The following is a 13788-nucleotide window of genomic DNA, read 5'->3' as shown; positions in this document are numbered from 1 at the left end:
GGCTTCTCCTCGATGCTCAAGGCCTTGCCCTGGTCGTCGAAGGCCACCACGCCATAGCGTTCCGGATCGGTCACGTGGTACGCGAACACGGTCGCACCACTGGCCTGCGCGTCCGCCCCGCGCAGCAGGCTGGCAAAGTCGTGTCCGTAGTAGATGTTGTCCCCCAGCACCAGTGCGCTTGGGCTGTCGCCCAAAAAGTCGGCGCCAATGATGAAGGCCTGCGCCAGTCCGTCCGGGCTGGGCTGCACCGCATACTGCAGGTTCATGCCCCAGGCGCTGCCGTCGCCCAGCAGTTGCTGAAAGCGCGGCGTGTCCTGCGGTGTGCTGATGACCAGCACCTCGCGGATGCCCGCCAGCATCAGCGTGCTCAGCGGGTAATAGATCATGGGTTTGTCGTACACCGGCAGCAGTTGCTTGCTGATGGCCAGCGTGGCCGGGTGCAGGCGCGTGCCCGAACCGCCGGCGAGGATGATGCCCTTGCGTTGCGTGCTGCTGCTCATGGTGTCCCCAGGTACTCCGTGAGCATACGCCGCACGCCACTGTCCCAGGCCGGCAGGCGCAGATCGAAAGCTTCACGCAGGCGCCTGGTGTCCAGTCGCGAGTTGAGCGGGCGTCGGGCCGGCGTCGGGTAGTCACTGGTGGCGATGGCCTCGACGGTCTGCGCTTTCCATGCCATGTCGGGCCGCAGCGAACGCGCCTCGTCGATGACGAAACGCGCCAAGCCATGCCAACTGGTCTCGCCGGCCGCTGCCACATGGTAGGTACCAGCCCGTTCGGGCCGCGCGCTCAGGGAGCGAAGCGCGTGCGCGCTGACGTCGGCCAGCAGTTCCGCGCCGGTGGGGGCGCCCACCTGGTCGGCCACCACGCGCAGTTGCTCTCGTTCCTGTGCCAGGCGCAGCATGGTGCGCGGGAAGTTGGCGCCGCGTGCCGCATACACCCAGCTCGTGCGCAGGATCAGGTGGCGCGCGCCGCTCTCGCGCACGGCCTGCTCGCCCGCGAGCTTGGTGCGGCCATACACACTGAGCGGTGCGGTGGCGGCGTCTTCGTCGCGCGGGCTGTCGCCGCTGCCGTCGAACACGTAGTCGGTGGAGTAGTGCAACAGCAATGCGCCGCGCGCAGCGGCGGCGCGGGCCAGCACGCCAGCTGCCTCGGCGTTGATGGTGTGCGCCAACGCGGGCTCCGACTCGGCCTTGTCCACAGCCGTGTAGGCGGCCGCATTCACGATCGCGTCGGGCGCCACGCGCTCCACCAGTGGGCCCAGGCTGTCCACCCGGGCCAGGTCCACCGCGTCCGCGTCGCTCGGGTCGCGGTCGAAGGCCAGCACCTCGCCCAGCGGGGCCAGGCTGCGCCGCAGTTCCCAGCCCACCTGGCCATTAGCGCCCAGCAGCAAGATCCTCAAGCGGCCCCCCGGTACTGCGTGTCGACCCATTCGCGGTACGCGCCGCTCTGCGCCTCGGCCACCCATTGCGGGTGGTCCAGGAACCACTGGACGGTCTTGCGGATGCCGCTGTCGAAGGTCTCGGCCGGGCGCCAGCCCAACTCGGCTTCGATCTTGCGCGCGTCGATGGCGTAGCGCCGGTCGTGGCCCGGCCGGTCCTTCACGTGCGTGATCTGCGCCGCGTAGGATTGGCCTTCCGCGCGCGGGCGCAGTTCATCGAGCAGCGCGCAGATGGTCTTCACGATGGCGATGTTGGGCTGCTCGTTCCAGCCGCCCACGTTGTACGTCTCGCCCACGCGGCCGGCCTCCAGCACACGGCGAATGGCGCTGCAATGGTCGCCGACATAGAGCCAGTCGCGCACCTGCAGGCCGTCGCCGTACACGGGCAACGGCTTGCCCGCCAGGGCATTGACGATCATCAGCGGGATGAGCTTTTCGGGAAAGTGGAATGGCCCGTAGTTGTTGCTGCAGTTGGTGGTGAGCACCGGCAGCCCGTGCGTGTGATGCCAGGCGCGCACCAGGTGGTCGCTGGCGGCCTTGCTGGCGCTGTAGGGGCTGTTGGGCTCGTAGGCGTGCTGTTCGGTGAAGGCGGGGGCTTCGGGCGCCAGGCTGCCATACACCTCGTCGGTGCTCACGTGCAGGAAGCGGAAGGCGTTGCGGTCGGCCTCGGACAGTGCCAGCCAGTGCGCGCGCACGGCCTCCAGCAGCCGGAAGGTGCCCATCACGTTGGTCTGGATGAAGTCTTCCGCACCGTGGATCGATCGGTCCACGTGGCTCTCGGCCGCGAAGTTGATGACCGCGCGGGGCCGGTGCTCGGCCAGCAGGCGCGCCACCAGGGCCGTGTCGCCGATGTCGCCGCGCACGAATACGTGGCGCGCATCGCCTTCCAGGCTCTGCAGGTTGCGCAGGTTGCCCGCGTAGGTGAGTTTGTCGAGGTTGAGCACCGGCTCGTCGCTTTGCGCGAGCCAGTCCAGCACGAAGTTGCTGCCGATGAAGCCAGCGCCGCCGGTGACCAGGATCATTCGAGTCGTCTCCCTGTGCGGTGCCGGGTCATCACCGCCCGCCTTCGTCCGTGTTCAGTGGCCGTGGGCCACATGCTCGCCCGCGGCCAGCCTGTACACCGTGCCGCAATACGGGCACATCGCCTCGCCCGTGCTCGCCACGTCCAGGTACACCTTGGGGTGGCTGTTCCAGAGTTTCATGTCCGCGAGCGGGCTGGGGCAGAACACCCCGCCGTGGGAGTTCAGGTCGCGGGCCTTGAGTTCGACGATCGCTTGGCTCATTGCTGCGCTCCGCTCAGACCTGGGTCAGCCAGTGGGCGTACTTGGCGTTGCGCCCGTTCACGATGTCGAAGAAGGCCGTCTGGATCTTCTCGGTGATCGGCCCGCGCGAGCCGCTGCCCAGCTCGATGCGATCGAGTTCGCGGATGGGTGTCACTTCGGCGGCGGTGCCGGTGAAGAAGGCCTCGTCGGCGATGTAGACCTCGTCGCGCGTGATGCGCTTCTGCACGATCTCCAGACCCAGGTCCTTGGCGATGTGGAACACCGTGTTGCGCGTGATGCCGTTGAGCGCGCCGGCCGAGAGGTCGGGCGTGTAGATCACGCCGCCCTTGATGACGAAGATGTTCTCGCCAGCACCTTCGCTCACGAAGCCGGAGGAGTCGAGCAGCAGGGCCTCGTCGTAGCCCTCGTCGGTGGCTTCGGTGTTGGCCAGGATGCTGTTGGTGTAGTTGCTCACCGCCTTGGCCTGCGTCATGGTGATGTTGACGTGGTGGCGGGTGTAGCTGCTGGTCTTGACGCGGATGCCGCGCTTGAGGCCTTCGTCGCCCAGGTAGGCGCCCCAGGCCCAGGCGGCCACGCTCAGGTGGATGGTGTTGCCCTTGGGGCTCACGCCCAGCTTCTTGTCGCCGACCCAGGTGAGCGGTCGGATGTAGCCGCTCTTGAGGCCGTTGGCGCGGATCACTTCCTTCTGCGCCTCATTCACCTGCTCCATGGTGAAGGGAATCTTCATGCGCAGGATCTTGGCGCTGTTGAACAGGCGCTCGGTGTGTTCCTGCAGGCGGAAGATGGCCGTGCCGTTGACCGTGTCGTAGGCGCGCACGCCCTCGAAGGCGCCGCAGCCATAGTGCAGGGTGTGGGTCAGCACGTGGATCTTGGCGTCGCGCCAGTCCACGAGTTGGCCATCCATCCAGATCTTGCCGTCGCGGTCGGACATCGAGGGAACGGGGGAGCTCATGGGTTTCCTTGAGGGTGTGGGGGTATTCGGGTCAACCGGCGATTTTACGGTGGTGCCCGCCCTCAGCGTTCGGCCGCGGCGTCGGCTTCGGGACGCTTCAGTCCCCATTCCTGCAGCTTCCCGTTGACAAGACGCGCCTGCACGCTGCTGCCTCCCGGGTCCGTCCAGCGGTAGACCTCCGGCTGCTCGCCCTCGGGCGAGACCCGTTCGCCCAGCGCGCGGGCCAGGCCGATCACGCTCACCAGCGGCATGCCGGCGTGCAGGCGCGAGTTCAGCATGACGGCACTGTCGACGTGGCCGATCGGTCGCCGCGCCGCGCGCTGCATCACCGTCATCAGCCGGGTGAAATGCAAGAGTATCCACAGCACCAGGCCGCCGGCGACCGCGGCCACGCCGGGCCAACCGAACTGCCGGTAACCCCAGTAGAGAAGGGCGACGCCGATGACGGCCGCCGCGATGCGTCGAAGTCCCATGAAATCCTCTGTCAGTCGATGCGGCGCACCAGCTCCAGCGCCTCTTCGATGCGCTCGACCCCGTGCACGGTCAGGCCGTCGAAGGCCTTGTCGTTCTTCTTCGGCAGGTTGGCTTTGGGCACCACCGCCACGGAAAAGCCCAGCTTGGCCGCCTCCTTCAGGCGCTCCTGGCCGCGCGGCGCGGGCCGCACCTCGCCGGCCAGGCCCACCTCGCCGAAGGCCAGGAAGCCCTTGGGCAGGGGTTTGCCGCGCAGGCTGCTGGTGATGGCCAGCATCACGCCCAGGTCGGCCGCCGGCTCGCTGATGCGCACGCCGCCCACGGCGTTGACGAACACGTCCTGGTCGAGGCAGGCCACGCCCGCGTGGCGGTGCAGCACGGCCAGCAGCATGGCCAGGCGGTCGCGCTCCAGGCCCACGCTCAGGCGGCGCGGGCTGGGCCCGCCGCTGTCCACCAGGGCCTGCAGTTCCACCAGCAGCGGGCGCGTGCCCTCCAGCGTCACCATCACGCAGCTGCCCGGCACGGGCTGGGCGTGCTGCGACAGGAAGATCGCGCTGGGGTTGCTGACGCCCTTGAGGCCCTTCTCGGTCATGGCGAAGACGCCGATCTCGTTGACCGCGCCGAAGCGGTTCTTGATCGCGCGAATCAGCCGGAAGCTGCTGTGCGTGTCGCCCTCGAAATAGAGCACGGTGTCCACCATGTGCTCCAGCACGCGCGGGCCGGCCAGCGCGCCCTCCTTGGTCACGTGGCCCACCAGCACGATGGCCGTGCCGGACGCCTTGGCCGCGCGCGTGAGGTGGGCCGCGCACTCGCGCACCTGCGCCACCGAGCCCGGGGCGCTGGTCAGTTGTTCGGAATAGACGGTTTGAATCGAGTCGATCACCGCGATGGCGGGCTTCTCTGCGTCCAGGGTGGCCAGGATCTTCTCGAGCTGGATCTCGGCCAGCACCTGCACCTCGGAGCCCTCGATGCCCAGGCGGCGCGCGCGCAACGCCACCTGGGCGCCGCTTTCTTCACCGGTGACGTAAAGCGAGGGAAACCCCGCGCGCTGCAGGCTGTCCAGGGCCTGCAGCAGCAGGGTGGATTTGCCGATGCCCGGGTCGCCGCCGATCAGCACCACGCCGCCCTCGACGATGCCACCGCCCAGCACCCGGTCCAGCTCTTCGTGGCCGGTCGGTGTGCGCTGCACGTCCTTCGCCTCGATGCGCGAGAGCGGCATCACCTCGCTGGTCTTGGCCAGCGCCGCGAAGCGGTTCTTCGACGGCGCGCCGCCGCCCTCGGCCACGCCTTCCACCAGCGTGTTCCAGGCGTTGCAGTGCGGGCACTTGCCCAGCCAGCGCGGGCTGGTGCCCCCGCACTCGCCGCAGGTGTAGATCGTCTTGTCCTTGGCCATGAGGCCGGGACTATATCGGGCCGAACCCCTCGATCAGCCCGCGCGTGATCTCGGCCGCGCCCGCCGCGCGGCAGCCGCTGGCGTTCTGGCCCGACCACAGCGGCGTGAAATCGCCCTCGCCCTGCTTCTCCCAGTGCGCGCGCAGCGGCGCGATGGCGGCCGTGGCCAGCGGAAACTCGGGCGCCAGCGGATTCAGCGGCCCCAGCTCGCGCATCACCCGGTTGGGCACGCCGCGCGCGGGCCGGCCGGTGAACAGGGTGGTGAGCTGCGTGTGGCGCGCGGCCTCGCTCTGCAGCACGGCGCGGTGCAGGGCGCTGGTGGTGGCCTCGGTGCTGCACAGGTAGGCGGTGCCCACCTGCACGCCGTCGGCCCCCAGGGCCATGGCGGCGCGCACGCCCGCCGCGTCGGCGATGCCGCCGGCCGCGATCACCGGCACGCGCACGGCGGCCTTCACCTGCGGCAGCAGGGCGAAGGTGCCGGTCTGGCGCGACAGGTCGTGGCTGAGGAAGTGGCCGCGGTGGCCGCCGGCCTCCAGGCCTTGCGCGATCACCGCGTCCGCGCCGTTCGCTTCCAGCCAGATCGCCTCGTCCACCGTGGTGGCTGAGCTCAGCACCTTCGAGCCCCAGGCCTTCACACGGGCCAGCAGATCGGGCGCGGGCAGGCCGAAGTGAAAGCTCACCACGCGGGGCTTGAAGGGCTCCAGCGCGTCCGCTGCCGCGTCGCTGAAGGGCAGGCGGCCGGGACCGGCGGGGATGCTGGCCGGGTCCACACCGATCTCGGCGAAGTAGGGCGCCAGCGCCGCGCGCCAGGCGGCCTCGCGCGCGGCGTCGGGCTCGGGCGGGGTGTGGCAGAAGAAATTGACGTTGAACGGGCGGCCGCTCGCGGCCAGCAGCGTGAGTTCGCGCTGCATCGCGTCGGGCGGCAGCATGGCGCAGGGCAGGGAGCCCAGGGCGCCCGCTTCACCCGCCGCCAGCGCCAGGGCCGCGCCCTGCACGCCCGCCATCGGCGCCTGGATGAGGGGCCAGCGCGTGCCCAGCAGTTCGCTCAGTCGGTTCATGGCGCGAGTGTAGGCAGGTGGCAATGCCCCTGGCATCGACCCGGCGCGGCTCAGCCGCCGCGCCCCATCAGCTCGGCAAAGGCCTGCGCCGCGGGCGAAAGCGATCGCTCGCTCTTGAACACCACGGCGGTGTCGCGCTCCACCCCCGGCCGCGCCAGCCGCCGCGCCACCAGCTCGGGGTGCAGGGCGGGCGCGAACACGCTGCCCGGCACCACCGCCACGCCCAGGCCGGCGGCGGCCAGGGCCACCGCCGTGGTGAGCAGGGACACCTCGTGCGCGATGCGCAGCTCCACCCCCGCCTCGCGCGCCGCCGCGTCGATGCGCCGGCGCACGCCATAGCCCGGCCGCACCGTGATCACCGGCCAGGCGGCGAGCTGTTTCCACGTCAGTGGCCGGTCCGCCGCAAAGCGCGGGCCGGCGGGCGCGACCGCGGCCAGGTGGTCGCGCAGCACCACGCGCTGCGACAGCCCCGGCACCGGCCCTTCGAGCGTGCCCAGCCCCAAGTCCACGTGGCCCGCGAGCACGCGCTCGGCGAACTCGCCGGGCGCGCAGTCGTCGATCTGCAGCTCGATGGCGGGGTAGCGGTCCAGGTAGCGGCGCACGGCCGCGGGCAGCAGGGTCTGCGCCACCGTGGACGTCGCCGCGATGCGCAGCCGCCCGCGTTCGCCGCGCGCGAGCGAGGCCATGCCGCCGCTCAGGGCCTGCATCTCGGCCAGCGCGCGGCGCGCGTGGACGATGGCCTCGGCCGCCGCCTCGGTGCGGCGCAGGCTGCGCGTGCTGCGGTCGAACAGGCGCACGCCCAGGCGCGCCTCCAACTCGCGCAGCAGCACGGTCACGGCCGGCTGCGTCAGCGACAGGGCCTCGGCCGCGGCCGAGAGCTGGCCGCTGTCGTACACCGCCACGAAGGCGCGCAACTGGCGCACCGAGGGAAGGCTGCCCAGGTGTGCGGGTTTTTTATGAATCGCCATGGAACTTTCATTTTTCACGCGGCGCGCGTGCGCCTGTAATTGTCGGTTCCCACCCATTCAATGGAGACAAGCATGAGCCAGACCCTGCGCGCGCAGGTGCTGATCGTGGGCGCCGGCCCCGTGGGCCTGACGCTCGCCATGGACCTTGCCCAACGCGGCATCGACGTGCTGGTGGCCGAGACGCGCCATCGAGGCGAGCCGCCCAACGTCAAGTGCAACCACGTGTCGGCGCGCTCGATGGAGATCTTCCGCCGCCTGGGCGTGGCCGGCGCGCTGCGCGAGGCCGGCCTGCCCGGCGACTACCCGAACGACGTCGCCTACCGCACCAGCTTCACCGGCGAAGAGCTCTCTCGCATCCCCATTCCCGCGCGCCAGAGCCGCTACACCGCCACCGGCGGCCCCGACACCTGGTGGCCCACGCCCGAGCCGCCGCACCGCATCAACCAGATCTACCTGGAGCCCGTGCTGTTCGCGCACGCCGAACGCCAGAAGGGCCTGCGCATCCTCAACCGCACGCGCATCGACGAGGTGGCGCAGGACGAGGCCGGCGTGCGCGCCAGTGGCGTGAACCTGGACAGCGGCGAGGCGCTGCACCTCGAGGCCGACTACCTCATCGGCTGCGACGGCGGTCGATCGATGGTGCGCAAGCGGATCGGCGCCAAGCTCTCCGGCACCGACGAGGTGGGCCGCGTGCAGTCCACCTACTTCCGGGCGCCGTCCCTGCTGGGCCTGGCGAAGCACGGCCCGGCCTGGGCCACCTTCTCGCTCAACCCGCGCCGCTGCGGCAACGTCTACGCCATCGACGGGCGCGAGACCTGGCTGCTGCACAACTACCTCAAGGCCGACGAGGCCGACTTCGAATCCGTCGACCGCGACTGGGCGATCCGCGAGATCCTGGGCGTGGGCCCCGACTTCCAGTACGAGATCCTCAGCAAGGAAGACTGGATCGGCCGCCGCCTCGTGGCCGACCGCTTCCGCGACCGCCGCATCTTCATCTGCGGCGACGCCTCGCACCTGTGGATCCCCATGGCCGGCTACGGCATGAACGCGGGCATCGCCGACGCGATGAACCTGTCGTGGGTGCTGGCCGCGCACCTCAACGGCTGGGCCACCGAGGCCGCGCTCACGGCCTATGAGCGCGAACGCCAGCCCATCACCGAGCAGGTCTCGCGCTTCGCCATGAACCACGCGCTGGCCCTGCAGGCCCAGCGCGAGGGCGTGCCGGCCGGCATCGAGGACGCGGGCGAGGCCGGCGCCGCCGCGCGCGCCAAGGCCGGTGCCGCGCTCTACGAACTCAACGTGCGCCAGTACTGCTGCGGCGGCCTGAACTTCGGCTACTTCTACGACGACTCGCCGCTGATCGCCTACGACGGCGAGGCCCCGCCCGGCTACACCATGGACGGCTTCACGCCCTCCACCGTGCCGGGCTGCCGCACGCCGCACGTCTGGCTCGACGACGGCCGCTCGCTCTACGACGCCATGGGCCCCGACTACACGCTGCTGCGCCGCGACCCCACGGTCGACGTGCGCCCCATCGAAGACGCGGCCCGCACACGCGGCGTGCCCCTGCGCGTGCTGGACCTCAGCCCGCGCGAGGCCGGCGATCTCTACACGCCCGCGCTGCTGCTCTCGCGCCCCGACCAGCACGTGGCCTGGCGCGGCGACGCGCCGCCGGCCGACCCGCTCGCGCTGATCGACCGCCTCCGCGGCGCCGCCGTCGCGGCCTGACACCCCTCACCACCCCAGGAGACACAACATGAACCGCCGCCACGCCCTGACCCGACGCCTCGCCTTGACGCAACTGGCCGCTCTGTGCGCCGCCAGCGCCGCGCCCGCCGCCTTCGCGCAGGCCGACAAAGCCATCACCATCGTCGTGCCCTACGCGCCCGGCGGCACCACCGACCTGCTCGGCCGCCTGCTCGCGCAACACATGTCGCCCCTGCTGGGCCGCACCATGATCGTGGAGAACAAGCCCGGCGCCGGCAGCGGCGTGGGCGCGGCCCACGTGGCGCGCGCGGCCGCCGACGGCAACACCCTGCTCGTGGCCACCAGCACCACGCTGGCCATCAACCCCTGGCTCTACAAACAGCTCGCCTACGACCCGGCCAAGGACTTCGCGCCCATCGGCATGATCGGCGCGGTGCCGCTGCTGGTGGTGGTGAACCCCTCGCTGCCGGTGAAGACCATCGCCGAGCTGATCGCGCTGGCCAAGTCGCGCCCCGGCGGCCTGGTCTACGGCTCGGCCGGCAACGGCAGCCCGCACCACCTGGGCGCCGAGATGTTCAAGGCCGCCACCGGCGCCAACCTCAAGCACGTGCCCTACCGCGGCAGCGGCCCGGCCATCACCGACCTGCTCGGCGGCCAGATCGACCTCATGTTCAGCGACATCCCGCCCGCGCTGGGCCATGTCAAGACGGGCAAGCTGCGCGCCATCGCCGTCACCTCGGCCAAGCGCCAGCCCGCCGTGGCCGAGGTGCCCACCATCGCCGAATCGGGCCAGGCCGGCACCAAGGACTTCGAAGCCGTGGCCTGGCAGAGCGTGGTGGCGCCGGCCGGCACGCCGCCCGAACTGATCAACCGCTACGCCGACGCCCTGGCCAAGGTGATGAAGGAGCCCGCGCTGCGCGCGCGCCTGGAAGGCGACGGCTTCGAGCCGGTGGGCGCGGCCATGAGCCCGTCGCAGCTCGGCGCCTACCAGCGCACCGAGACCGAACGCTGGGGCAAGGTGGTGCGCGCCTCGGGCACCACCATCGACTGACGGAAGGTGTGATCGAGCCCCGCGACGAACGGGCCGGCTTCTGCGGGAAAACCCCGGAATCGATCGGGGTAGGCGGATCGGGCGACTTCATTTAACATGTTAAATAAATCGCCCCGCCATGGACAGCACCGACAAGACCTTCACCCACCGCAACCTCCCGCGCCTGTTGCTGCAGGCGCGGGAATCGGTGATGCAGCACACGCGGCCCAGCCTGCGCGAGCACGGCCTGAGCGACCAGCAATGGCGCGTGCTGCGCGTGCTGGGTGAACACGCGCGCGACCCGGCCGGCATCGAGACCGGGCGCATCGCGCGCGAGGCCTTTCTGCTCGGGCCCAGCCTCACCGGCGTGCTCGCGCGCATGGAGCGCGACGGCCTGATCTCGCGCGAGCGCTGCAGCCACGACGCGCGGCGCACCGTGGTGCGCGCCACGCCCGCCGGGCTCAAGCTCGTGCGCCGGCTGTCCGCCACCATCGAGGCGCACTACGCCTGGCTGGAGGAGCGATTGAGCAAGGCGCGGCTCGCGCAGCTCTATGCGCTGCTGGACGAGGTGATCGCCCTTGAAGGCGGTGTGGACGACAACCTGGATGAGGAGGCGGCATGACTGCCCATGGATGGGTGCCGCCGGGCACCGTGTACGGCACGCTGCTGAACTTTCGCGGCGAATGGGCGCGCTGGCAGCCGCGCATGGACGACAAGCCCTACGGCGGCGCGCCCAAGGCGCCGGTTCTGTACGTGAAGACGGCCAACACCTTCGCGCCGCACGGCGCCAGCGTGGCGCTGCCCGGGCGTGAAGCGGTCGAGGTATCGGCCAGCCTGGGCCTGCTGATCGGCGAGCACGGCGCGCCCACGCACGCGCTGCTGGTCAACGACGTGAGCCTGGCGCACGACAGCTACTACCGCCCGCCCATGAAATTCCGCAACCGCGATGGCTTCCTCGGCCTGCCGCTGGAGCCCACGCCGCTCACCGCGCTGGGTGGCCTCGGCGGCCTGGCCGCGCTGGAGCTGGAACTGCGCATCCACGGCGTGCACCAGCAGAGCACCGCGCTCAAGAACCTGGTGCGCGACATCCCCACGCTGCTGAAAGACGTCGGCGAATTCATGACGCTGCGCCCCGGCGACGTGCTGCTGATCGGCAGCGAGGTGCTGGCCGACGGCACGCGCCCGCGCGTGGTCGCCGGCGACGCCGTGGAGATCAGCGCACCGGGCCTCAAGCCGGCCGTGCAGCGCTTCGTGGCAGAGGAGGCCGTGCAATGAAGAAAGCCCGCATCGCCTGGGCCGGCGCGGTCCACGACGCCGTCGAATCCGACGGCCAGCTCGAACTGCTCACGCCCGCCTTCAAGGGTCGCCGCGTCGGCTTCGACGAGGTCGTCTGGCTGCCGCCGCTGGCACCCGTGCCGCGCCCGCGCACCGTGCTGGCCCTGGGCCTGAACTACGCCGACCACGCCAAGGAACTCGCCTTCAAGCCGCCCACCGAACCCCTGGCCTTCGCCAAGGGCGAGGCCTCGCTCATCGGCCACCGCGCCTTCACCGTGCGCCCGGCCGATGTGAAGTTCATGCACTACGAGTGCGAACTCGCCGTGGTCATCGGCCGCACCGCGAAGCACGTGAAGCGCGGCGACGCGCCCGACTTCATCGCCGGCTACACCGTCGCCAACGACTACGCGATCCGCGACTACCTGGAGAACTGGTACCGCCCCAACCTGCGCGTGAAGAACCGCGACACCTGCACGCCCATCGGTCCGTGGCTGGTGGACGCGCAAGACCTGCCCGACCCCGCGAACCTGGCCCTGCAGACCACGGTGAACGGCAAAGTCACCCAGAGCGGCAACACCCGCGACATGGTGTTCGACGTGCCCACCCTCATCGAGTACTTCAGCTCCTTCATGACCCTGCAAGCCGGGGACCTGATCCTCACCGGCACGCCCGACGGCGTGGTCGACTGCCAGCCCGGCGACGTGATCGTCGCGTCCATCGAGGGCATCGGCGAACTGCACAACACCATCACCAGCCCATGACCATCCAGCACCTCATCAACGGCAAGGCCGTCGCCAGCGCCGCCACCTTCGAGACCACCAACCCTGCCACGCAGGAAACCCTGGCCGAGGTCTGTGCCGGCGGCGCGGCCGAGATCAACGCCGCCGTGCAGGCCGCCAAGGACGCCTTCCCCGCCTGGGCCGGCCGCCCCGCCACCGAGCGCGCGGCCATCATGCGCAAGCTCGGCGAACTCATCACGAAGCACGTGCCCGAACTCTCGCGCACCGAGACCGACGACACCGGTCAGGTCATCTCGCAGACGGGCAAGCAGCTGGTGCCGCGCGCGGCCGACAACTTCAGCTACTTCGCCGAGATGTGCACGCGGGTGGACGGCCACACCTACCCCACGCCCACGCACCTGAACTACACCCTGTTCCACCCGGTGGGCGTGTGCGCGCTCATCAGCCCCTGGAACGTGCCGTTCATGACGGCCACCTGGAAGACCGCGCCCTGCCTGGCCTTCGGCAACACGGCCGTGCTGAAGATGAGCGAGCTGAGCCCGCTGACCGCCGCGCGCCTGGGCGAGCTGGCGCTGGACGCCGGCGTGCCCGCGGGCGTGCTCAACATCGTGCACGGCTTCGGCAAGGAGGCCGGCGAGCCGCTGTGCAGCCACCCCGACGTGCGCGCCATCAGCTTCACCGGCTCCACGGCCACGGGCAACCGCATCGTGCAGAGCGCGGGCCTGAAGAAGTTCAGCATGGAACTCGGCGGCAAGAGCCCCTTCGTGATCTTCGAGGACGCCGATCTGGACCGTGCGCTCGACGCCGCCGTCTTCATGATCTTCAGCAACAACGGCGAGCGCTGCACCGCCGGCAGCCGCATCCTGGTGCAGCAGAGCATCTACGCCGACTTCGCGCAGAAGTTCGCCGAGCGCGCGAAGCGGATCGTGGTGGGCGACCCGCAGGACGACAAGACCATCGTCGGACCGATGATCAGCCGGGCGCACCTGAACAAGGTGAAGAGCTACATCGAACTCGGCCCGAAGGAGGGCGCCACGCTGCTGTGCGGGGGCCTGGACCGCCCGAGCTACGCGCCCGAGCTGTCGGCGCGCGTGGCCAAGGGCAACTATGTGTGGCCCACGGTCTTCGCCGACGTGGACAACCGCATGAAGATCGCGCAGGACGAGATCTTCGGACCGGTGGCCTGCCTGATCCCGTTCAAGGACGAGGCGCACGCGATCGAACTGGCCAACGACATCCAGTACGGTCTCTCCAGCTACGTGTGGACGGAGAACCTGGGCAAGGCGCACCGCGTGGCGGCGGCCATCGAGGCCGGCATGTGCTTCGTCAACTCGCAGAACGTGCGCGACCTGAGGCAACCCTTCGGCGGCACCAAGGCCTCGGGCACGGGCCGCGAAGGCGGCACCTGGAGCTACGAGGTGTTTCTGGAACCCAAGAACGTGGCGGTGTCCTTGGGGTCGCACCACATTCCTCA

15 protein-coding genes are annotated in these 13788 nt (G+C 70.3%); 6 read left to right on the top strand and 9 right to left on the bottom strand.

Annotation, left to right across the window (positions count from 1 at the left end):
- The 9 genes from VLG41_RS07025 to VLG41_RS06985 all read right to left on the bottom strand — a co-directional run.
- Nucleotides 1–500: sugar nucleotidyltransferase (locus tag VLG41_RS07025; protein ID WP_325348678.1), on the bottom strand; the 500-nt coding region annotated here is incomplete at its 3' end.
- Nucleotides 497–1399, bottom strand: a complete 903-nt coding sequence (rfbD, locus tag VLG41_RS07020; protein ID WP_325348677.1) for a dTDP-4-dehydrorhamnose reductase — start codon at nt 1397–1399, stop codon at nt 497–499. The genes VLG41_RS07025 and rfbD, both read right to left, overlap by 4 nt.
- Complete coding sequence (gene rfbB, locus VLG41_RS07015) at nt 1396–2460, bottom strand: dTDP-glucose 4,6-dehydratase (RefSeq protein ID WP_325348676.1); 1065 nt, start codon at nt 2458–2460, stop codon at nt 1396–1398. Before rfbB ends, rfbD begins: the two co-directional genes overlap by 4 nt.
- A 54-nt stretch (nt 2461–2514) precedes the next feature.
- Nucleotides 2515–2721, bottom strand: a complete 207-nt coding sequence (locus tag VLG41_RS07010) for a zinc-finger domain-containing protein (RefSeq protein WP_325348675.1) — start codon at nt 2719–2721, stop codon at nt 2515–2517.
- Between the two features lie 13 nt (nt 2722–2734).
- The gene (locus tag VLG41_RS07005; RefSeq protein ID WP_325348674.1) at nt 2735–3673 is read right to left on the bottom strand and encodes a branched-chain amino acid transaminase; all 939 of its coding nucleotides are present in this window, start codon (nt 3671–3673) and stop codon (nt 2735–2737) included.
- Between the two features lie 62 nt (nt 3674–3735).
- Nucleotides 3736–4146, bottom strand: a complete 411-nt coding sequence (locus VLG41_RS07000) for a glycerate kinase (protein ID WP_325348673.1) — start codon at nt 4144–4146, stop codon at nt 3736–3738.
- 11 nt (nt 4147–4157) lie between these two features.
- Nucleotides 4158–5537: a DNA repair protein RadA gene (gene radA, locus VLG41_RS06995; protein ID WP_325348672.1), complete on the bottom strand. Its 1380-nt coding sequence runs from the start codon at nt 5535–5537 to the stop codon at nt 4158–4160.
- A 10-nt stretch (nt 5538–5547) separates the two neighbouring features.
- Nucleotides 5548–6594, bottom strand: coding sequence for a nitronate monooxygenase (locus tag VLG41_RS06990; protein WP_325348671.1), 1047 nt, complete (start codon nt 6592–6594; stop codon nt 5548–5550).
- Nucleotides 6595–6644: 50 nt separating this feature from the next.
- Complete coding sequence (locus VLG41_RS06985; protein ID WP_325348670.1) at nt 6645–7562, bottom strand: LysR family transcriptional regulator; 918 nt, start codon at nt 7560–7562, stop codon at nt 6645–6647.
- Between the two features lie 72 nt (nt 7563–7634).
- On the opposite strand from VLG41_RS06985, the gene VLG41_RS06980 reads away from it, so the two are divergent.
- The 6 genes from VLG41_RS06980 to hpaE form a co-directional block, all read left to right on the top strand.
- Nucleotides 7635–9290 carry an FAD-dependent oxidoreductase gene (locus VLG41_RS06980; RefSeq protein ID WP_325348669.1) on the top strand — a complete coding sequence of 552 codons (1656 nt, stop codon included), beginning with the start codon at nt 7635–7637 and terminating at the stop codon, nt 9288–9290.
- 28 nt (nt 9291–9318) lie between these two features.
- Nucleotides 9319–10320: a tripartite tricarboxylate transporter substrate binding protein gene (locus tag VLG41_RS06975; RefSeq protein ID WP_325348668.1), complete on the top strand. Its 1002-nt coding sequence runs from the start codon at nt 9319–9321 to the stop codon at nt 10318–10320.
- Between the two features lie 118 nt (nt 10321–10438).
- On the top strand, nt 10439–10921 hold the full coding sequence (gene hpaR, locus VLG41_RS06970) for a homoprotocatechuate degradation operon regulator HpaR (RefSeq protein WP_325348667.1): 483 nt from the start codon (nt 10439–10441) through the stop codon (nt 10919–10921).
- Entirely contained in the window at nt 10918–11574 is a 657-nt protein-coding gene (locus tag VLG41_RS06965; protein WP_325348666.1) for a fumarylacetoacetate hydrolase family protein, read from the top strand. Before hpaR ends, VLG41_RS06965 begins: the two co-directional genes overlap by 4 nt.
- The gene (locus VLG41_RS06960; RefSeq protein WP_325348665.1) at nt 11571–12335 is read left to right on the top strand and encodes a fumarylacetoacetate hydrolase family protein; all 765 of its coding nucleotides are present in this window, start codon (nt 11571–11573) and stop codon (nt 12333–12335) included. The genes VLG41_RS06965 and VLG41_RS06960 overlap by 4 nt, the downstream gene beginning before the upstream one ends.
- Nucleotides 12332–13788: 5-carboxymethyl-2-hydroxymuconate semialdehyde dehydrogenase (hpaE, locus tag VLG41_RS06955; RefSeq protein WP_325348664.1), on the top strand; the 1457-nt coding region annotated here is incomplete at its 3' end. The genes VLG41_RS06960 and hpaE, both read left to right, overlap by 4 nt.

This window comes from Hydrogenophaga sp., from assembly GCF_035481345.1.
In the GTDB taxonomy this organism is placed as follows: Bacteria; Pseudomonadota; Gammaproteobacteria; order Burkholderiales; family Burkholderiaceae_C; genus Hydrogenophaga.
The sequence above is the reverse complement of the archived record's forward strand: the minus strand, read 5'-3'. Positions and strand labels throughout refer to the sequence as shown.

Coding starts and splice junctions, on each gene's coding strand:
- VLG41_RS06990 (WP_325348671.1), bottom strand. CDS start 6,594: ATGAACCGACTGAGCGAACTGCTGGGCACGCGCTGGCCCCTCATCCAG.
- VLG41_RS06975 (WP_325348668.1), top strand. CDS start 9,319: ATGAACCGCCGCCACGCCCTGACCCGACGCCTCGCCTTGACGCAACTG.
- VLG41_RS06980 (WP_325348669.1), top strand. CDS start 7,635: ATGAGCCAGACCCTGCGCGCGCAGGTGCTGATCGTGGGCGCCGGCCCC.
- VLG41_RS07005 (WP_325348674.1), bottom strand. CDS start 3,673: ATGAGCTCCCCCGTTCCCTCGATGTCCGACCGCGACGGCAAGATCTGG.
- radA (WP_325348672.1), bottom strand. CDS start 5,537: ATGGCCAAGGACAAGACGATCTACACCTGCGGCGAGTGCGGGGGCACC.
- hpaR (WP_325348667.1), top strand. CDS start 10,439: ATGGACAGCACCGACAAGACCTTCACCCACCGCAACCTCCCGCGCCTG.
- VLG41_RS06985 (WP_325348670.1), bottom strand. CDS start 7,562: ATGGCGATTCATAAAAAACCCGCACACCTGGGCAGCCTTCCCTCGGTG.
- VLG41_RS06965 (WP_325348666.1), top strand. CDS start 10,918: ATGACTGCCCATGGATGGGTGCCGCCGGGCACCGTGTACGGCACGCTG.
- rfbB (WP_325348676.1), bottom strand. CDS start 2,460: ATGATCCTGGTCACCGGCGGCGCTGGCTTCATCGGCAGCAACTTCGTG.
- VLG41_RS07010 (WP_325348675.1), bottom strand. CDS start 2,721: ATGAGCCAAGCGATCGTCGAACTCAAGGCCCGCGACCTGAACTCCCAC.
- VLG41_RS07000 (WP_325348673.1), bottom strand. CDS start 4,146: ATGGGACTTCGACGCATCGCGGCGGCCGTCATCGGCGTCGCCCTTCTC.
- VLG41_RS06960 (WP_325348665.1), top strand. CDS start 11,571: ATGAAGAAAGCCCGCATCGCCTGGGCCGGCGCGGTCCACGACGCCGTC.